Annotated in this window: 17 protein-coding genes; 8 read left to right on the forward strand and 9 right to left on the reverse strand. The window is 68.7% G+C overall.

What is annotated here, in order from left to right:
- Positions 1-17: 17 nt before the first annotated feature.
- Positions 18-599, reverse strand: coding sequence for an electron transport complex subunit RsxA (rsxA, locus tag BW949_RS11815; protein WP_076366360.1), 582 nt, complete (start codon positions 597-599; stop codon positions 18-20).
- 529 nt (positions 600-1,128) lie between these two features.
- Between rsxA and BW949_RS11820 the strand changes: the two genes are divergently transcribed.
- From BW949_RS11820 to BW949_RS11840, 5 genes are all read left to right on the forward strand, one after another.
- Positions 1,129-2,430, forward strand: a complete 1,302-nt coding sequence (locus tag BW949_RS11820) for an FprA family A-type flavoprotein (protein WP_076366362.1) — start codon at positions 1,129-1,131, stop codon at positions 2,428-2,430.
- A 19-nt stretch (positions 2,431-2,449) separates the two neighbouring features.
- Positions 2,450-2,737, forward strand: a complete 288-nt coding sequence (gene fdxC, locus BW949_RS11825; RefSeq protein ID WP_076366364.1) for a ferredoxin FdxC — start codon at positions 2,450-2,452, stop codon at positions 2,735-2,737.
- A 70-nt stretch (positions 2,738-2,807) separates the two neighbouring features.
- Entirely contained in the window at positions 2,808-3,005 is a 198-nt protein-coding gene (locus tag BW949_RS11830; protein WP_076366366.1) for a 4Fe-4S binding protein, read from the forward strand.
- Between the two features lie 7 nt (positions 3,006-3,012).
- The gene (locus BW949_RS11835; RefSeq protein ID WP_076366367.1) at positions 3,013-3,540 is read left to right on the forward strand and encodes a SoxR reducing system RseC family protein; all 528 of its coding nucleotides are present in this window, start codon (positions 3,013-3,015) and stop codon (positions 3,538-3,540) included.
- A complete protein-coding gene (locus BW949_RS11840; RefSeq protein WP_235816293.1) occupies positions 3,537-4,673 on the forward strand; it encodes an FAD:protein FMN transferase in 1,137 nt (378 codons plus the stop codon). The genes BW949_RS11835 and BW949_RS11840 overlap by 4 nt, the downstream gene beginning before the upstream one ends.
- Here the strand turns inward: BW949_RS11840 and BW949_RS11845 are convergent.
- On the reverse strand, positions 4,606-5,211 hold the full coding sequence (locus BW949_RS11845) for a helix-turn-helix transcriptional regulator (protein ID WP_076366634.1): 606 nt from the start codon (positions 5,209-5,211) through the stop codon (positions 4,606-4,608). The two genes, BW949_RS11840 and BW949_RS11845, sit on opposite strands and share 68 nt — an antisense overlap.
- Before the next feature lie 211 nt (positions 5,212-5,422).
- Here BW949_RS11845 and BW949_RS11850 point away from each other — a divergent pair, with 211 nt between their 5' ends.
- The 3 genes from BW949_RS11850 to dmeF all read left to right on the forward strand — a co-directional run bounded on the left by BW949_RS11850 (position 5,423) and on the right by dmeF (position 8,396).
- Positions 5,423-6,940: a class I adenylate-forming enzyme family protein gene (locus BW949_RS11850; protein ID WP_076366369.1), complete on the forward strand. Its 1,518-nt coding sequence runs from the start codon at positions 5,423-5,425 to the stop codon at positions 6,938-6,940.
- Positions 6,941-7,053: 113 nt separating this feature from the next.
- Positions 7,054-7,332, forward strand: a complete 279-nt coding sequence (locus BW949_RS11855; protein WP_076366370.1) for a metal/formaldehyde-sensitive transcriptional repressor — start codon at positions 7,054-7,056, stop codon at positions 7,330-7,332.
- An 8-nt stretch (positions 7,333-7,340) separates the two neighbouring features.
- A complete protein-coding gene (gene dmeF / locus BW949_RS11860) occupies positions 7,341-8,396 on the forward strand; it encodes a CDF family Co(II)/Ni(II) efflux transporter DmeF (protein WP_456238431.1) in 1,056 nt (351 codons plus the stop codon).
- A gap of 53 nt (positions 8,397-8,449) precedes the next feature.
- On the opposite strand, the gene BW949_RS11865 is transcribed toward dmeF, so the two are convergent.
- The 7 genes from BW949_RS11865 to BW949_RS11895 form a co-directional block, all read right to left on the reverse strand.
- The gene (locus BW949_RS11865; protein WP_076366371.1) at positions 8,450-8,695 is read right to left on the reverse strand and encodes a FeoC-like transcriptional regulator; all 246 of its coding nucleotides are present in this window, start codon (positions 8,693-8,695) and stop codon (positions 8,450-8,452) included.
- A gap of 19 nt (positions 8,696-8,714) precedes the next feature.
- Positions 8,715-11,033 (reverse strand): Fe(2+) transporter permease subunit FeoB, encoded by a 2,319-nt coding sequence (gene feoB, locus BW949_RS11870; protein WP_076366373.1) that lies wholly within the window; start codon positions 11,031-11,033, stop codon positions 8,715-8,717.
- Positions 11,034-11,103: 70 nt separating this feature from the next.
- A complete protein-coding gene (locus tag BW949_RS11875; RefSeq protein WP_076366375.1) occupies positions 11,104-11,346 on the reverse strand; it encodes a FeoA family protein in 243 nt (80 codons plus the stop codon).
- 280 nt (positions 11,347-11,626) lie between these two features.
- Complete coding sequence (gene bfr, locus BW949_RS11880; RefSeq protein WP_076366377.1) at positions 11,627-12,112, reverse strand: bacterioferritin; 486 nt, start codon at positions 12,110-12,112, stop codon at positions 11,627-11,629.
- Positions 12,060-12,350 (reverse strand): (2Fe-2S)-binding protein, encoded by a 291-nt coding sequence (locus tag BW949_RS11885; RefSeq protein ID WP_076366379.1) that lies wholly within the window; start codon positions 12,348-12,350, stop codon positions 12,060-12,062. The genes bfr and BW949_RS11885 overlap by 53 nt, the downstream gene beginning before the upstream one ends.
- A 109-nt stretch (positions 12,351-12,459) precedes the next feature.
- Positions 12,460-15,225, reverse strand: a complete 2,766-nt coding sequence (locus BW949_RS11890) for an EAL domain-containing protein (protein WP_076366381.1) — start codon at positions 15,223-15,225, stop codon at positions 12,460-12,462.
- Positions 15,222-18,203 (reverse strand): CheR family methyltransferase, encoded by a 2,982-nt coding sequence (locus BW949_RS11895; RefSeq protein ID WP_097177049.1) that lies wholly within the window; start codon positions 18,201-18,203, stop codon positions 15,222-15,224. Before BW949_RS11895 ends, BW949_RS11890 begins: the two co-directional genes overlap by 4 nt.
- Positions 18,204-18,503 lie beyond the last annotated feature (300 nt).

The following is an 18,503-nucleotide window of genomic DNA, read 5'->3' on the forward strand; positions in this document are numbered from 1 at the left end:
TGCGTTCCTTTCCGACCTCAGTTCGGCACCAGCCCGGCGAAGCCCATGAAGGCCATCGACAGGAGACCGGCAGCGACAAAGGCGATAGGCGCCCCCGCAAAGGGCGTGGGCACCGAAAGCTGGGCCAGCCGCTCGCGCATGCCGGCAAAGATGACCAGGACGATGGTGAAGCCCGCGGCCGAGCCGAACCCGTAGAGCAGGCTCGAGGCCAGGCCGTGGCCCTCCTGGATGTTCAGAAGCGCCACCCCGAGAACGGCGCAATTGGTGGTGATCAGCGGCAGATAGATCCCCAGCGCCTTGTTCAGCCCCGGCGAGACCTTGCGCAGCACCGTTTCGATGAATTGCACGATCGCGGCGATGACCAGGATCAGGCTGAGGATGCGCAGGAATCCCAGGTCCATCGGCTCGAGGATCAGCGTCTCGACCAGCCAGCTGCTGCCGGCCGCCAGCGTCAGCACGAAGGTCGTGGCCAGCCCCATGCCGATGGCCGCGTCGGTCTTGCGCGACACGCCCATGAACGGGCACAGCCCGAGGAACTTGACCAGCACCACATTGTTGACGAGCGCGGTGCTCAGCAGGATCAGGAAGAAGTCGTGCATCACGGTCCCCGGACTGGTTCGCGGCCCTGCGCCCGGCGCAAGGGCCCACACCAATGACGCAAGCATGAACCATGCCATCGGCCCGGCGCAGCCTTGGCGCGCCACGGAAAATTCCCGCATCCACCCCGACCCGCGCCCAATTCCATGCCCGTTTCCATGCCCGTTTCCATGAATGACTCGGGCGCGCACCGCGCGGGCATGCGTGCGGGCGGGCGCGCGCGGGATCACACGGACACCCCAGCCATCGGACGCCCCAGCCATGCCGCCCCGACACAAGCCGCACATCCCCCCGCACAGCCGACGCAGGGCGTGTCGTGTTTGCGACAATGTAGGGCCCGTTTGCCACAAGCCGCACGTCCGACAGGGAAAATGCGCCAGGGCACGCCCTGGACAAACCCGCCGACAGCGCCCCGGACACCCGCCTGCCCGGCGCAGCAGGCGCCCGGCGGCGCGCCCCGCGATTGGCACGAAACCTGCTTGATCAGATCCGAACGCCGGCGCCATGCGCCCGCAGCCACAGGAGAATGCCGTGACCGCCGCTGTCCCAGGTTCTGCCCCGACCCCCGCCTTCGCGCCGGCCGGCCCGGTCGAGATCGCGCCGGGCGTGCAGTGGATCGGTGCGCTCGATCCGGTTCTGCGCAGCTTCGACGCGCTGATGAAGACCGCCGGCGGCACCAGCTACAATGCCTATGCCGTGCGCGGCGCCGCGGGTGTGGCGATCATCGACACCGTGGACGCCGATTACGCCGACGAATTCTTTGCCCGGCTCGAGGCCTGCGCGCGCTATGACGAGATCAAGGTGATCGTGCTCAACCACCTCGAGCCCGACCATTCCGGCGCCCTGCCCGAATTACTGCGCCGCGCGCCGGGGGCGCGGGTGCAGTGCTCGCCGCGCGGGCTCCAGACGCTGCGCGCGCTGCTGGGGGCGGATTTCGCCAAATATGACATCGCGCCGGTGACCACCGGGCACAGCGCCGATCTGGGCGACCGGGTGCTGGACTTCTACAACACCCCCAACGTCCACTGGCCGGATACGCAATGCACCTGGCTGGGGGATGCGCGGCTGCTGTTCACCTGCGACCTGTTCGGCAGCCATTATTGCGACGGGCGCCTGTTCGACGATCTGGTGGGCGATTTCCGCTTTTCCTTCGAACATTACTATGACCGGCTGATGCGGCCGTTCCGCAGCTCGGTCGTGGCGGCGCTGGATCTGCTCGAACCGCTCGATCCGGCGATGATCGCGCCCTCGCACGGGCCGGTCCTGCGCACAGAACCCGCCCGCTACCTGCGCCAGTATCGCCGCCTGAGCGAGCCGCGCCATTCCTTCGGCACCGGCACCGACAAGACGCTGGCAATCCTTTATGTCAGCGCACATGGCGCCACTGCGCGGATGGCGCAGGCGGTGCTGGACGGCGCGGCCGAGGAACCCGGCGTGCGCGTGTCGCTGTTCGATCTGGAGGGGGGCGAGCTCAGCCCCTTCGTCGATCTGATCGAACATGCCGACGGCATCGTCATCGGCACGCCCACGATCAACAACGACGCCGCCCGCGCGGTCTGGGAACTGCTGGCCAAGCTGGTCGACATCGAGACCCGCGGCAAGCTGGGCGCGGTCTTCGGCTCGTTCGGCTGGTCGGGCGAGGCCGTGCGCAATGTCGAGGCCCGGCTCCAGGGGCTCCAGATGCGCCTGCCCGAACCGGGGCTGAAGGTGAAGCTGCACCCCTCGGAGGCGCAGCTCGAGGACGCGCGCGACTTCGGGCGGCGACTTGCCGCGCATCTGACCGGCCGGGCCGCCCCGCGCGAGATTGGGCTGACCGAACTTGCCGCACGATGATCGAGAGAAAGGACCAAAGATGGAAAAGGCCACACTGACGTTCACCGATGTCTCCATCACGGTCAACGTGCCGCCGGGCACGCGGATCATCGAGATGTCCGAGAAGGTCGGCTCGGGCATCACCTACGGCTGCCGCGAAGGCGATTGCGGCACCTGTCTGACCCATGTCGTCGAGGGCGCCGAGAACCTGTCCGAGCCCACGGCGCTGGAACTGCGGGTGCTTCAGGAAAACCTGGCCGGCAAGGACGACCGCCTTGCCTGTCAATGCCGCGTCATGGGTGGCGCGGTGAAGGTGCATCCGGGCTGACCGGACGCTTACGGCCCCCCTCTCCCCTGCGGGCAGGCCGCCCGCGCATCCCGAAGAAAGGACACCCCCCATGGCCATGACGATTTCCACCGACATGTGCACCGCCTGCGGCGATTGCGAGCCGGTTTGCCCGACCAATGCGATCAGCCCCAGGAAGGGCCTCTATGCCATCAACGCCGAGGCCTGCAACGAATGCGAGGGCGAGGCCGACATGCCGCAATGCCTGAGCATCTGCACCGCCGACGCGATCATCCCGCTCGACGCCTGAGCCGGAAATGACCGCCCCCGGCACCGGCTGCGGCGACGACCTGCGGACGCGGGCGCTCAGCGAACGGCTGCGGGTCGTGGCCGTGCGGGGCGAGCGGCTGCATCTGGCGGCCGACCGGGCCGCCGGCTGCGCCGCCTGCGCCGCACGCAAGAGCTGTGGCGCGGCGGCGCTGAACGAAGGCGCGCGCGCCGAGACGATCGAGATCGCGCGCCCGCCGGGCCTCGCCGTGCGCCCCGGCGACGAGGTCGAGGTCTCGCTCGAGGGCAATGATTTCCTGGCCGCGGCGAGCCTGGCCTATCTGCTGCCGGCGCTGGGCGTGGTGCTGGCCGCCGCGGCCGGGTTGGCCTTCAACCTGCCCGATATCTGGGTGGCGCTGACCTGCCTGGCGGCGCTGGGCGTGGCGCTGATCCCGCTGGCGCGCGCCGAACGGCACGAGGATTTCCGCACCGCCTTCCGGGTCGAGGCCGTTTATCCCGCCGGTTCTCTCTCGGGCCTTCGGTCCGCCGCCGGCCGCGGCCCGACCTGCGGGACATGATCCCGCGCCGGCCCCTTCTGCGGCTGGCCCTCGTGGTCCTTGTGGCGGCGGGGCTGGTGGCCGGGGTGCGCGCGCTGCGCCCCGTCCCCGACACGCGCGAGACGCTCTATCTCTTCGGCACGCTGGTCGAGGTGGAAATCCACGGCACGCCCGAGGCCGAGGCCCGCGCCGCCATTGCCGATGTGGGCGCGCATCTCCAGACGATCCACCGCGACTGGCACGCCTGGCGGCCGGGCCTGCTGGAAGACCTGAACGCCGCCATCGCCGCGGGCCGCCCCTTCACCGTCGATGACGCGCTGGCCCGCGTGCTGCGACAGGGGCGCGATCTGTCCTGCGCCAGCGGCGGGCTGTTCGATCCCGCGATCGGGGCGCTGGTCGAGGCCTGGGGCTTTCACGCCGACACGCCCCCCGAAGGCGACCCGCCCCCCGCCGCGACCATCGCCGCCCTTGTCGCGCGCCATCCCCGCATGACCGACCTGCGCATCGACGGCAACGTGGTGCGCTCCACGAACCCGGCGGTGCAGCTCGATCTTGGCGCCTATGCCAAGGGGGCAGCGCTTGATCTGGCCGCCGCGGATCTGCGTGCGGCGGGCGTGTCGGATGCGGTGCTGAACGCCGGCGGCGGCGTGCAGGTGATCGGGCAGCACGGCGCCCGGCCCTGGCGCGTGGCGATCCGCGATCCGTTCCAATGGGGCGTGGTCGCGGCGCTGTCGCTCCGCCCCGGCGAGGCGCTCCATACCTCGGGCAATTACGAACGCTTCCTCGAGGCGGGCGGGGTGCGTTTCTCGCATATCCTCGATCCGCGCAAGGGCCAGCCGGTGCAGGGGATCGTCTCGGTCTCGGTGCTGGACACGAACGGCGCGCGCGCCGATGCGGCGGCCACCGCGCTGGGGGTGGCGGGCGCGCAGGACTGGCCCGCCGTCGCCGCGGCGATGGGGGTCGGGGCGGTGCTGGTCATCTCGGACGACGGCACGATGCGCGCCACCCCCGCGATGAGGGCGCGGCTGGAACCCGTCTCGGGCGGCTTTCCCGGCCCGATCGAGGTGATGCCCCTGCCCGAAGGCGTCAGCCCCCCGGCCTGTCCGCCGGATCCGGCCCCCGCGCCCGCGCCGGCCCCGACGCCATCCCCATGAAGAAGGCCACGAATTCGGCCTTGTTGGCCGCGCCCGCCTTGCGAAAGAGCCGCGCGCGATGCTGCTCGACCGTGCGATGCGACAAGCCCAGATCGCGCGCGATCTCCTTGGCGGTCTGGCCCTGACAGGTGCGCATCGCCACCACCCTCTCGCGTGGGCTGAGGTCCAGAACCGGGCGCTCGGCCGACATGTCGGCAAAGGTCCAGACCGCGCGGTCGAAGGGGTCGGGCGCGCTCAGGCTGCGCCCGCGCACCCGGCACCAGAACAGCGCGCCATCGAGCCGGCGCATGACCCGCTCATCCAGATAGAGCGGGTCCGCCCGCATCCGCGCCAGCCCCTCGGCGCCGATGCGGTGATAATCCTCGGCACTGGGATAGAGCCGCATCAGGTCCATGTCGGCAAAGACCTCTGTCGCCCCGCCGCCGCCCGCCGCTCCGAAGATCGCCGCGAAGGCGGGGTTGCAGGCGCGGATGATCCGGCGCTCGGTCAGGGCGATACCGATGGGCGCGTGCTGAATGGCAAGGGTCTCGAACTCCATGTCCGAATGATGCCCGCCCCCGCGCGCCATGCAAGGATTAGGTAGTTCTACGGTCTGGCGCGACGGCCCGCGTCTGCGACATGATCCCCCTCGGGAAGAGGAGGAACACCATGCGCGACATCATCGAACGCCGACCCCTGTGCGGCCAGCGCCCGTGCAGCCGGCGCCCCGACGCATCACGCCCCCCGACCGGCACCGGGGAGGGGGCGCGATGAACATTGCCGAATGGCTGCGGCGCACGGCGCGCGCCACCCCGCAGGCGCCCGCGCTCTTTCGCGGCACCGAATGCCTGGCCGATTACGTGGGCTTTCTGGACCGCGCGGGCGCGCTGGCCGCAATGCTGGCCGCACGCGGGATCGCGCCGGGCGACCGGGTGGCGATCTTCATGAAGAACGCGCCCGAATATCTGATCGGGCTTCATGGCATCTGGATGGCAGGCGCAGCGGCGGTGCCGATCAACGCCAAGCTGCACGGCCGCGAAGCCGCCTGGATCGTCGACAACAGCGGCGCGCGGCTGGCGCTCATCACCCCCGATCCGGGCGCGGCGCTGGCGGCGGAAAGCCCGGTCGAGACGCTCGACACCACCACGCCCGGCTTTGCCGCGCTGGGCGGCGGGGCGGATGTGCCGCCCGTCCCGCGCCGCCCCGAGGATCTGGCCTGGCTGTTCTACACCTCGGGGACAACGGGGCGGCCCAAGGGCGTGCAGATCACGCATGGGATGCTGGCGGCGACCTCGCTGTGCTATCCGCTCGACGTCGATCCGGTCGCGCCCGCGGACGGCGCCTATTACGCCGCGCCGATGAGCCATGGCGCGGGGCTCTATGCGCCGATCCATGTCCGCTGCGGGGCACGCCACATCTGCCCCGAAAGCGCGGGCTTCGACCCCGCCGAGACGCTGGAGACCGCGCGCCGCATGGGCCCCTTGTCGATGTTCATGGCGCCGACCATGGTGCGCCGCCTGGTCGACGAGGCGCGGCGCACCGGCGCCGACGGCACCGGCCTCAAGACCATCGTCTATGGGGGCGGGCCGATGTATCGCGCCGACATCGAAGACGCCGTCGCCTGCCTGGGTCCGCGCTTCGTGCATATCTACGGGCAGGGCGAATGCCCGATGGCCATCACCGCCCTGTCGCGCGCCGAGATCACCGACCGCAGCCATCCGCGCTGGCGCGACCGTCTGGGCTCGGTCGGGCGGGCGCAATCGGCGGTCGAGGTCGCCGTGGCCGACGCCGACGGCCACCCCCTGCCCCCCGGATCGCTGGGCGAGATCATGGTGCGCGGCGCCCCGGTCATGCCCGGCTATTGGCAGAACCCCGCCGCCACCGCCCGCACCCTGCGCGATGGCTGGCTGATGACCGGCGATATCGGCGTGCTGGATGCGGACGGCTATCTGACGCTTCAGGACCGCTCGAAGGATGTGATCATCTCGGGCGGCTCGAACATCTACCCGCGCGAGGTCGAGGACATCCTGGCAACCCATCCGGCGGTGCAGGAATGCGCCGTGGTTGGGCAGCCTTCCCCCGAATGGGGCGAGGAGGTCGTGGCCTTCGTCGTGGCGCGTCCGGGGATGACGGCCGATCCCGCCGCGCTCGACGCGCTGTGCCTGTCGCAGATCGCACGGTTCAAGCGGCCGAAACACTATCGCTTCGTGGCCGAACTGCCCCGGAACGCCTATGGCAAGGTGCTCAAGACCGACCTGCGCCAGCGCCTGTCGGACGAGGCCTGCTGAAAGGCGGGCAAGCGGGCAAGGGGCGGGCGGAGCATCCAAGGCGGGGCGCCAGGCTTGCCGAGACGCGGCGACTGGGATACCCATACCCCTATAGCCACAAGTCCGAGCCAGCCATGTCACATCTGCACACGCCCCAGGACAAATCCGCGCTGATCGCGCGCATCCGGCGGCTGAAGGGACAGATCGAAGCGATCGAACGCGCCGTGGAGTCCGAACGCGCCTGCGGGGAGATCCTGCATCTGGTCGCCTCGGTGCGGGGCGCGATCGGCGGGCTGACCGCCGAGCTGATCGAGGCCCACCTGACCCATCATGTCCGCGAGGCCGCCGACCCGGAAGCGCGGCGCAAGGGTGCCGAGGATCTGGCCAAGGCGTTGCGCATCTATCTGAAATAGAGGCTTCGATGCACGACCATCCCCCCCTGCCCGAGCACCTGCCCGAGCACCCGCCCGTTCACCTGGGCACGCACCCGCATACGGGCCCGCTTGCGGCGATGGACGGCCCGCATGCGCATGTCTTCCTGGGCCGGAACCATGACCGCAACGCCCGCCGCACCTGGTGGGTGATCGCGTTGACGGCGGCGACCATGGGCGCCGAGATCGTGGCCGGGACGGTGTTCGGCTCGATGGCGCTGGTCGCGGATGGCTGGCACATGGCCACCCACGCCGCGGCGCTGATGATCACGGCGCTGTCCTATGATTACGCCCGCCGCCACGCCCATGATCCGCGCTTTTCCTTCGGCACCGGCAAGATCGGCGATCTGGCCGCCTTTGCCAGCGCGGTGGTGCTGGCGCTGGTGGCGCTTCTGATCGGGTGGGAAAGCCTGCAACGGCTGGCGCAGCCGGTGCCCATCGACTTTGCCCAGGCGACGCTGGTTGCGGTGCTGGGGCTGGCGGTCAATCTGGCCTCGGCGCTGCTTCTGCACGAGGGCGGCGATCACGGACACGGGCACGCGCATTCCCACGACCACGGGCCTGCGCATCACTCCCACGACCATGCGCACCACCACGCGCATGACCATGCCCAGGACAGCAACCTGCGCGCGGCCTATCTGCATGTGCTGGCCGATGCGCTGACCTCGGTCATGGCGATCGCGGCGCTGGTTCTGGGGCGCGCCTTCGGCTGGAGCTGGCTCGACCCGATGATCGGCCTGGTCGGTGCGCTGGTGATCGCGCGCTGGTCCTGGGGGCTGATGCAGCAAGCCGGCGGCGTTCTGGTCGACCGCCTGCCCGAGGGCACAACCCTGCCCGACCAGATCCGCGCCGCGCTGGACGACGGCGCGGTGCGGATCACCGACCTTCACGTCTGGCAGCTGGGGCCGGGCCGGCATGGCGCCATTGTCGCGCTGGAAACGCCCGGACCGGGCTGTCCGTCGTGCTATCGCGCACGGCTGGCGCATCTGGGCGCGCTGGCCCATGTCACGATCGAGGTGCGGCCCGTCTTGACCGCCACAGCCTGAGCCGCCACAGTTTGAACTGGCCCCGCCTGAAGCCGCGCGCGACGCCGGCGGCTTCAGGCGGGCCGGTCCTTGGGCGCGGGGCCGATCCATTCATAGACCTCGGCCCCCAGCGCGGCGGCGCATTTCCCGCACCCCGCGCAGGCACAGGCTTCGGGGTCGATCTGGCGCACCACGCCCTTGCCGACCCAATGCGCGACCATGCCGCGCATCGCATCCGTGTCGCGCCCGAAATGCAGCGACAGGTCCATCAGGCTGACCCGCCCCCGGTCCTGCAAGAGCTTGCGGATCTCGAGAAGCATCGCGCGCGCCCTCCGCCGCTCAACCGGCAACCGGCGGCGGCGCCTGATCCGCCGTCCGCCCGAGGCGGCGCAGGATCAGGAAGGTCAGCGCGAAGGCCGCGCAGATCGCCCCGACCCAGATCGCCGAGCTGGAGGGATGACGCGCGAAGGTGCCCAGCTGGTAGAACATCACCGCCGAGCCCCAGCCCATCAGCCAGGTCCAGCCCACAACAAAGGCCCCCCAGCGCGCCCCGGCCTCGCGCCAGATCGCGCCGATCACCGCGGTGCAGGGCACATAGAGCAGCACCATCAGCAGATAGGCAAAGGCCCCCACCCGCCCGTCGAACAGCGCCTGCATCGCGCCAAAGGTGCCGATCTCGACCTCCTGCGCGCTGGCGGCCAGATCGACCGAACTGACATCGCCCACCGACAGGCCCAGCGGGTCGGCCAGCGTCCCGGCCAGATCGGCGAAATTGGTCCCGATCGAGGCCACGGCCTCGGCCAGTGCCGGAAGCGGATCATAGCCGCTGTCCGCGCCGTCGCTGCCGCCGCTGCTGTCCTCGGCGATGCCGGCATAAAGCGCGTTGAGCGTGCCGACCACGGCTTCCTTGGCCAGGATGCCGGTGAACACGCCCACGGTGGCGGGCCAGTTGTCTTCTTCGATGCCCATGGGTTCGAAGACCGGCACGATGGTGCGGCCGATGCCCGACAGCACCGAATTTTCGGTGTCCTGGTTGCCGAAGCTGCCGTCACGGCCCCAGGAATTCAGGAAGGCCAGCACCACGACGACCATGACGATGATCTTGCCGGCATTGACGATGAAGCCGCGCAGCCGGTCCCAGGTGCGCAGCAGAATGCCCCGCAGGGTCGGCATGTGATAGGGCGGCAGCTCCATCACGAAGGGGGCCGTGGCGCCGGGCAGCAGCGTGCTCTTGAGCATGAAGCCCGTGAACACCGCCGCCAGGATGCCGATGAGATAGAGCGCAAAGACAAGGTTCTGCCCGCCGGTCGAGAAGAACGCCGCCGCAAAGAGCGCATAGACCGGCAGCCGCGCCCCGCAGGACATGAACGGCGTCATGGCAATGGTCATCACCCGGTCGCGTTCGTTCTCGAGCGTGCGCGTGGCCATGATCGCGGGGACGTTGCAGCCAAAGCCCACGATCAGCGGCACGAAGCTCTTGCCGGGCAGGCCGATCATCCGCATGAACCGGTCCATCACGAAGGCCGCGCGCGCCATGTAGCCCGAATCCTCGAGCAGCGAGAGCGCCAGGAACAGGCAGGCGATCACCGGAATGAAGGTCGCCACGGTCTGGATCCCGCCGCCCACGCCGTCGGCGGCCAGCGTGGTCAGCCAGTCGGGGCTGCCGATCAGGCCCAGCAGATGTGCCGTGCCATCCACGAACAGCGTGCCGGCGACGATATCGAAGAAGTCGATGAAGGCGCTGCCCACGTTGATGGTGAACATGAACATCAGATACATGATGCCCAGGAACAGCGGGATGCCCAGCAGCCGGTTCAGGATCACGCGGTCGATGCGGTCGGTCAGCGACCGGCCCAGCGCGCCCCGGCGGGTCAGGATGCCCTCGGTCAGCGCGGCCACCGCGTCATAGCGCCCGCAGGCGATCAGCGTGTCGGGCTCGCAGCCACAATCTTCCTCGATCCCCGCGCGCAGCCGGGTCAGGTCGTCGGCCAGATCGGGGCGGGCACGTTCCAGCCGCGGGTCGCCCTCGAGCAGCTCGAGCGCCACCCAGCGGCGCTTGCGCGCGTCGTCCTTCATGTCCAGCCGCGGCAGGATCTCGGCCACGGCGGCTTCGACCTCGGGGGGATAGGGGACGGGCGCCGGCAGCGTCGTGCCGGTGTCCAGGGCCCGGGCGATGGCGTCTTTCAGGTCTTCGACCCCGCGCCCGGCACTGGCGGCCAGCGGCACCACCGGACAGCCCAGCCGGGCCGACAGCGCCGGCATGTCGATCTCGATCCCCTCGGCGGCGGCCACGTCGGTCATGTTCAGCGCCACCAGAAGCGGCAAGCCCATCTCCAGAAGCTGCACCGTCAGGTAGAGGTTGCGCTCCAGATTGGCGGCATTGACGATATTGACGACCAGCTGCGCCTCGCCGGCCATGGCGTAATCGCGCGCGATGCGTTCATCGGTCGAGATGGCATGGCCCGACCCCAGCGAATAGGTGCCGGGCAGATCGACCAGCGTGACCCTGGTGTCGCCGGCACGGAATTCCCCGCTCTTCTTCTCGACGGTGACGCCGGCCCAGTTGCCCACCATCTGCCGCGCGCCGGTCAGCGCGTTGAACAACGTGGTCTTGCCGCAATTGGGGTTGCCGATCAGGGCGACGACGGGGGCGTTCATGCGCGGACCTCCCCGACCGGGCGGGCGCCGGTGTTCGTATCGTCCAGTGTTGCGGTCATCAGCTTGCCTTTCATGCTTGCGCAGTCGTTACGAAGATCCGGCGCGATATGTCCTGGCCCAGCGCCAGACGGCCTTCGCCCAGCGCCACCAGAACCGGGCCGGTGCGTTCGGCGCGCAGAACCCGGACGCGGCATCCGGGAATGATGCCCATCTCGGACATGCGCCGGCGCATCCCCGTGCCCCCCGCCAGCGTGATGACCGTCAGCAGCTGTCCGACGGGCGCCATCGCCAACGGAAACCGTTCTGCCTGCATCCGAATCGTTTCCTTCCCTGGCGGAGAGGTTCGGGGCCTCGATCTCTTGCCTTACTGCTTTTGTCAGCTTCTACATGACCCGGAATGACGCGCCCAACCGAATTTGTCACGTTCTTGCATGCGCGCCTTCCGATCAGGCAGGTTTCCGCCCGAAGCGGACATGGAACCGGCATTGCATGCAAGCGCGCCCCTGCGCAAGCAAGACGGCCTGCCCCGAACCGGAGCAGGCCGCAAGATCTCGGGACCGCTGCGTCCCCAGGCAGGCGAAGCGCTCAGGGCCTCATTCGGCTTCGTCGGCCGGCTTGGCGTTCAGCTGGCCATATTTTTCCTCGCCCAGCTTGTCGAAGAGACCGATCTGGGTCTCGAGGAAGTCGATATGGCCTTCCTCGTCGGCGATCAGATCGTCGAACAGCGCGCGGGTGACGTAATCGCCCACCGTGTCGCAATGCCGGCGCGCCTCGATGTAGAGGGTGCGCGCCTCATGCTCGGCGGCCAGGTCGCATTCCAGCGTCTCGCGCAGGGTCTGGCCGATGCGCAGCGGATCGAGCTTTTGCAGGTTGGGATGCCCCTCGAGGAAGATGATCCGCTCGATCAGGCGGTCGGCATGCTGCATTTCCTCGATGCTTTCCGCGCGGGACTTGGCCGCCAGCCGGCCATAGCCCCAATCGTCCTGAAGCCGGTAATGCAGCCAGTATTGGCTGACCGCGGTCAGCTCAGAGCGCAGGGCCGCGTTGAGAAATTCGATGACCTTGGGGTCGCCTTGCATGTGAAATCTCCTTGAAAATGGGCGGCCCAGACCGGGCGCCGGGATCCACCCCAAGGTTTTCACATCTGTGCATCGTGTCAAGGAACAGCGGCATGCACGACCCGCAATCGGCGGTCTTGCCCAGCGCGCGGTAGATCTTGCCCGGCGTGATCAGCGTGTCGGGATCGGCCGCACGCATCCAGTCCACCGCAGCGCGGATGTCGTGATCGGTGATCCCCATGCAGTGACAGACGATCATCTGCGGACCTTCCTTCCCGTCGTGCCGTGTCGCATCGCACCGGGGCATATTCCGACAAAAAAGGTCAACTGTAAAGGAAAACCGCCGCAGGGAGATCCCCACGAACAGATCAACGCCGCAGGAAACGGGTCTCGAATTCCTCCTGCCCGACCGGCGGGCTGAGCACAAAGCCCTGCCCTGAATCGCAGCCCATCTCGGCCAGCGCGGCGGCCTCGGCGTCGGTCTCGATGCCCTCGGCCAGGGTGGTGAAGCCGAATTTCTTGGCCAGCCCCACGATCGCCTCGACAATCATGCGGGCATTGCCGCCACGGTCGATGTCGCGCACGAAGCTGGCGTCGATCTTGAGCATGGTCGCCGGCAGGCGCGACAGATAGGCAAGGCTGGAATAGCCGGTGCCGAAATCGTCGATGCCCAGCGCCACGCCCATGGCGCGCATCCGGTGCAGCGTGGCAATGCTGCCCGTCGCGCCATCGGCCAGGATATCCTCGGTCAGCTCGATCTGAAGGCCCTGCGGCCAGGGCGCGCCGGCCGCCGTCGTGCCCCCCTCCAGCCCCGCAAGCCGGCCCGCGCGCGCCAGCGATGTCTCGAGTGCGGCGCACCATTCGGGCACCGCCAGGCTGCGGGCATTCTGGTTGACCGACAGCACCCAATCGTCGCGCAGAAGCCCCGCCGCACGCCAGCGCGCCAGCACCCCCACGGCCTTGTCCAGAACCCAGCGGTCCAGCTCCGGCATCAGCCCCGCCCGCGCGGCAATGGGCAGGAACACGCCGGGCAGGATCAATTCGTGGCCGGGGCGGTTCCAGCGCAACAGCGCCTCGCAGCCGTTGATGCTGCGGTCGCGCAGATCAAAGAGCGGCTGGAAGTGCAGGACCAGTTCGTCGCGCTCGGCCGCCCCCACCAGCGCGTTGCGCAGATCCAGCTCGCGCGAGGCCTCCTTGCCCATGCGCGGTTCGTAGACCATGACCGGACGCTTGGACATCTTGGCCGAATACATCGCCAGATCGGCATTGCGCAAAAGCGCGTCGCGGGTGTCGCCATGCGACCCGTAACAGGCGATGCCGATCGTGGCGGCGGGGCGATACTGGCGCAGCCCCGGCAGGTCTATCGGATGGGCAAGCTGCTCCAGCAGGGCAAGCGCCCGGGTCTCGGCGGCCTCGGCATCGGCATCGCCCAGCAGGATGATGAATTCGTCGCCACCGATACGCGCGGCGAAATCCTGGCCCGCGAATTCAAGCCGCAGCCGATTGGCCACCGACATCAGCAAGAGATCGCCCGTCTCGTGCCCCAGCGAATCGTTGACCGACTTGAACTGGTCGAGATCGACAAAGAGAAGCGTGAACCGCTCGCCCGAGCGTTTCGACAGCCCGATCCGCTCCGAGATCCGCTCGATCACGAACCGGCGGTTGGGCAGCCCGGTCAGCTGGTCGTAATAGGCCAGCCGTTCGTTGTCGGCCTGGGCCTGGCGCAGAAGCGTCAGATCCGAGAACATCGCCACGAAGCCCAGCTCGCGCCCGGCGCTGTCGCGCAGCCGGCCGATCCGGGTCCAGCAGGCCACCGTCAGCCCGTCCGACCGGCGCACCATGACCTCGCCGCTCCAGTTGCCATGCGTCTGCAACAACGCACGCACCGGCGATTGGCCGGGCTCCATGTCCGGGTCGGGGGGCCCGCCGCCGCTCTCGAGCGCGATCATGCTTTCCAGCGAATGCCCGCGCAGCTGGGCGAAGACGAAGCCCGCGATCAGCTCGAAGGCGGGATTGACGCGCAGGATGCGCAGGTCGGGATCGGTCAGCGCGATCGCATCCGAGGATTGCTCGAACACCTTGTCGGCCAGCCGCTCGGCCTCGCGCACACGCAGATCCTCGGTGATGTCGCGCGATTGCGTCACCACGCCGACCATCTCGCCCATGTCGTTGAACAGCGGCCGCTTTTCGGTGCGCACCCGCGCCCATCGTTCGGCCGCCGGAAGGCCGCGCGTCGTGTCCACCGCCACGTCCAGCCGCTGATCGACACTGACCGAGGCGCGCGTCGCCCGCACCTGGGCGTCCAGCTGTTCATTGTGCAGCGCATCGAGCGCCGACATGAACTGATCGCGGTGGCGGCCCTCGATCTCGGACAGGCTGCGCCGGCGCTTCTGCGCGAAGGCCCGGTTGGCCACGAAGACGCGGCCCGACGCATCGGTCACGCTGATCTCGTCGGAATTGCTGTCCAGAAGAAAGCGCACCAGATCGGGCACCCGCGGGTCGGGCGTGGCCTCGGGTGTCAGCATCATCCACCACAAGCGCGACAAAAGGCCGGTTCCGGGGCTTTCGGGCACCAGATGCACCCGCAGACGCAGCATCGCACCGTTTTCGGCGGCCAGGATCAGGATCTGCGGCGCCGGCCCGTCGTCCGGCCCGCCCTCCTCGGGCCGGACGATCGCGGGCATGCCCTGAATGCGGCCCAGCAGCTCGGCCATCTGCGTCCGGCTCAGCACCCGCGCCAGAACGGCGGCGCGACTCTCGCTCTCCTTCACCGGAAAGAGGGCGCGCGCCGCGCGGTTCCAGCCCTGCACCTGCGCCTTGTGGTCCAGCTTCAGGATCGGGATCGGAAGCGCCCAGATCAGATCGCCCAGATCCTGGATTTCCTCGTTGAGGGCCTCGCCCTGAACCGCCAGCTCATCGAGCGCGGCGGCCTGTTCGCCGCACAGCACCCGCAGCCGGTGCAGCGCCGCAAGGGCCTCGGACGAGAGGTTCGGCAAACAGCTCTCGAGGCTGCGGAACTCGGCGTCCAGAATGTCGGATTGCGTGCCGCGCCAGCCCTCGGGCGCGTCCTCCGTGGCGCGATCCGCCCCGGTCTTTTCGTGTGCATCCGAAAAGGCGCGCTCGCGCGGGATCATTTCTCGGGCCCCGCGATCGTCTTGCGCCAGCGCGTGATCTCGACATGGCTGACCACCGCGCCCCGCACCGGGGTTTCAAGCGGCTTGGCATGCATGACGAACCAGCGCGGCTTGTCCGGGGCATCGCAGGGATATTCCATGGTGAAATGCCCCACCCGGCGTTCCAGCACGGCGCGAATGCCATCGGCGGCACGCTGGGCGAATTCACGGTCGGGCACGGTGCCGCCGACATCGCAGCTGACAAGGTAGTTCTTGCCGACCCCGGTCCCGCACAGATCCTCGTCGCCGTTTTCCAGCGCAAAGCGGTTCCAGGCGGCGTTGACCAGAAGAATGCTGCCCTGCTCGTCGACCACCGCCACATGTTCGGCCAGCCCGTCGATGATGGATTGCAAGAACAGCAGGTTCCGCGTCTGGGTGATGTCGACGAAGGTGGCCACCACCCCCTGCCGCGACGAGGACGGCACCCGATAGGGCAGCATGCGCACCAGATAATGCCGCCCGTTCAGACCCGCGGCCTCGCGTTCGATGCGGCGATGCTCGCGCAGGGTCAGGCGCAGATCCTCGAACAGGTCGGGATAATCCAGCCGATGCGCCAGATCGCTGAGCGGGCGGCCGATATCGACGTCGCGCATCTGGAAGATGTCCACGGCATCGGGGCTGAACCGCATCAGCGACAGATCGGCATCAAGGAAGATCGCCCCCATCGCCATGACCTTGGTCAGGCTGTCCAGATCCGCGTTCGAGCGGTTCAGCAGGTCGATCTTTTCCTGATATTCGGCATTGACCGAATTCAGCTCCTCGTTGACCGATTGCAGTTCCTCGTTGGCGCTCTGAAGCTCCTCGTTCGAGGCCATCAGCTCTTCGTTGGTGGCCTGCAATTCCTCGTTCGAGGTCTCCAGCTCCTCGATCATCGCCTGGAGGTTCTCGCGCGTCATCGCCAGTTCGGATTCGAGCAGCTCGACCCGTTCGCTCACCTCGCGGTCGATATCGACCACGGGCACATCGCCGCCCACCACCTCGCTGGGCTCGAAGGCCAGCAGGAACAGCGGCCCCTCGTCATCGTCGTTGGGCAGCGGCGCGACCGGCAGCGCGCGCAGCCGCGTGGCCATCGGGTGGCCATCGGGGCGGGCCTGCACGACCATCGCCTCGGAGAAGACTTCCTCGCCCAGACGCGCGGCCTTGAACAGCAGCGCACTGGCCACCGGCACCAGCGGTTCGACCAGTATCCGCGCCACCTCGAGCGAGGCGGTCCCCTCGCGCAGATGCAGGAACGGGCCGATATCGCCATAGGTGTGCAGGATCTCGTGGCGCTGGTTCAACAGCACCGAGGGCGGCGGCGGATAGGCCCGCGACAGCGCGTTCACGCCGCGCTCGACCGCGGTCACGGGGGCGCCCAGCTTGCGCTCGCGCGCCTTGCCGGTCAGGACCGCGTTCGGGTTGGCGCGCCGGTCCATCGCCGGGGCCGAGCCCGACCGCAGCGCCTGCCAGATCCGGTGCCGGGCGGACAGCACGCGGAAATCGTCTTGCACCTGCACCAGCGTTTCCGAGGCGCCCAGGAACAGATAGCCCTCGGGGCGCAGGGCATAATGCATCCGCCGCAGCGCGCGTTCCTGGGCTTCGGGGCGCAGGTAGATCAGCGTGTTGCGGCAGCTGACCATGTCCATACGCATGAAGGGCGGATCGGTCAGCAGGTTATGGCGGGCAAAGACGATGGCCTGACGCAATTCGGGCACCACGTCGTAATGTTCGCCCCGCTGCACGAAGAACCGTTCGCGGAAGGAGGCGGGAACGCTGTCTTCTATAGCGGTCGAGAATTGCCCCGCCGCAGCATGTTCGATGTTGGCGGATTCGACGTCGGTCGCAAACACCTTCAGGAAGGGCCAGCGCCCGGCGCGCTCGAAGGCGTCCAGAAACAGCATGGCCAGGGTATAGGCTTCCTCGCCCGTGGCGCAGCCGGCCGTCCAGACGCGGATCGTGCCCCCCGCCGGCACCGCCTGCACGATCGGGTCGATGACCTTCTCGCGCAGCTCCTCAAAGGCCTCGGGATCGCGGAAGAACGAGGTGACGGGGATCAGCATCTCGCGGCGCAGCGCCGCCAGTTCGGTGCGATCCTCGGACAGCAGCTTGAGATAGGCCGCAAGATCGGGGGATTTGCGCACCCCCATCCGCCGTTCGATGCGCCGATGCACGGTGCCCGGCTTGTAATCCAGGAAGTTGATGTTGCTCGACAGGGTCAGGATCTCGACGATGCGCTCGAAACGCGCCTGCACCCCCAGACCGTCCAGCGTCTGCTGCGGGCGCGCGACGGCGGCTTCCTTGGGCGCGGGGGGCTCGTCCTCGCCCAGGGGCTGACCGGCGGCCAGGCGCTCGCTGATCCAGCCGCCCATGCTGTCGATGTCGAGAACGAAATCCACCACCCCCGAGGCGATGGCCGAACGCGGCATCCCGTCGAAACGCGCAGAGCGGGGCTCCTGCGCCAGGGTCAGGCCGCCACGTTCGTGCACCGCGACCAGCCCGCGCGTGCCGTCCGAGCCCGTGCCCGACAGCACCACCGAGACCACCCGCTCGCGGTAGCCCTCGGCCAGCGAGCGGAAGAATTCGTCGATGGGCAGCGTCAGCTTGTGGCGGGCCTTGGGCACCAGCCGCAGATGCGTGCCCTCCAGCGTCATGATCGTGGCCGGCGGGATCAGGAAGACGGTGTTGGGCACCAGCACCATCTCGTCGTCCACGGTGACCACGGGCATCGCGGTATGGCGCCCCAGAAGCGTGGCCATGATGCTCTTGTGGTCGGGCGAGAGGTGCTGGATCACCACGAAGGCCGCGCCGGTATCGGGGCGCAGCCCGTCGAACAGCCGCTCGAGCGCATCAAGCCCGCCGGCCGAGGCGCCGATGGCCACGATCACATCCGGCGGGGGCATGGGCTTGGCAGGGGTTTCCTCGGCCTCGGGGGGGCCTTCGTCACGGGAATAACCCTGCATTCGGAACGGTCCTCTCGAGCAAAGTGCTGCGTCACAGCGTGAAGTCTGCACGCTGTGACGCGCCTTTGCAAAACGGTTTTCTGCATGCCGGCCCCGCCTTGCGGCGCCGACACGCGGTTACCGCATGAGACTCCGGCCGCCCCGAAGTTGTCAATCGCTTTGAACCTGTCGAAACGCCAAGCGCACCGCAGACTCCGCCGCCGATCTGCGGCCCGGTCCACGCCCGTAGCCAGATACCGCAAAGGCAGACGAGCGCGGCCCGCCTGAAGCAGGCCCCGCACCCCGGCCGAAATGCCTGCG

Origin of the sequence: Phaeovulum vinaykumarii, assembly GCF_900156695.1 — a bacterium.
In the GTDB taxonomy this organism is placed as follows: Bacteria; Pseudomonadota; Alphaproteobacteria; order Rhodobacterales; family Rhodobacteraceae; genus Bieblia_A; species Bieblia_A vinaykumarii.

Coding starts and splice junctions, on each gene's coding strand:
- BW949_RS11850 (WP_076366369.1), top strand. CDS start 5,423: ATGAACATTGCCGAATGGCTGCGGCGCACGGCGCGCGCCACCCCGCAG.
- BW949_RS11855 (WP_076366370.1), top strand. CDS start 7,054: ATGTCACATCTGCACACGCCCCAGGACAAATCCGCGCTGATCGCGCGC.
- BW949_RS11865 (WP_076366371.1), bottom strand. CDS start 8,695: ATGCTTCTCGAGATCCGCAAGCTCTTGCAGGACCGGGGGCGGGTCAGC.
- rsxA (WP_076366360.1), bottom strand. CDS start 599: ATGCACGACTTCTTCCTGATCCTGCTGAGCACCGCGCTCGTCAACAAT.
- BW949_RS11845 (WP_076366634.1), bottom strand. CDS start 5,211: ATGGAGTTCGAGACCCTTGCCATTCAGCACGCGCCCATCGGTATCGCC.
- BW949_RS11890 (WP_076366381.1), bottom strand. CDS start 15,225: ATGATCCCGCGCGAGCGCGCCTTTTCGGATGCACACGAAAAGACCGGG.
- feoB (WP_076366373.1), bottom strand. CDS start 11,033: ATGAACGCCCCCGTCGTCGCCCTGATCGGCAACCCCAATTGCGGCAAG.
- BW949_RS11830 (WP_076366366.1), top strand. CDS start 2,808: ATGGCCATGACGATTTCCACCGACATGTGCACCGCCTGCGGCGATTGC.
- BW949_RS11835 (WP_076366367.1), top strand. CDS start 3,013: ATGACCGCCCCCGGCACCGGCTGCGGCGACGACCTGCGGACGCGGGCG.
- dmeF (WP_456238431.1), top strand. CDS start 7,341: ATGCACGACCATCCCCCCCTGCCCGAGCACCTGCCCGAGCACCCGCCC.
- BW949_RS11885 (WP_076366379.1), bottom strand. CDS start 12,350: ATGATCGTCTGTCACTGCATGGGGATCACCGATCACGACATCCGCGCT.
- bfr (WP_076366377.1), bottom strand. CDS start 12,112: ATGCAAGGCGACCCCAAGGTCATCGAATTTCTCAACGCGGCCCTGCGC.
- BW949_RS11875 (WP_076366375.1), bottom strand. CDS start 11,346: ATGCAGGCAGAACGGTTTCCGTTGGCGATGGCGCCCGTCGGACAGCTG.
- fdxC (WP_076366364.1), top strand. CDS start 2,450: ATGGAAAAGGCCACACTGACGTTCACCGATGTCTCCATCACGGTCAAC.
- BW949_RS11840 (WP_235816293.1), top strand. CDS start 3,537: ATGATCCCGCGCCGGCCCCTTCTGCGGCTGGCCCTCGTGGTCCTTGTG.
- BW949_RS11895 (WP_097177049.1), bottom strand. CDS start 18,203: ATGCAGGGTTATTCCCGTGACGAAGGCCCCCCCGAGGCCGAGGAAACC.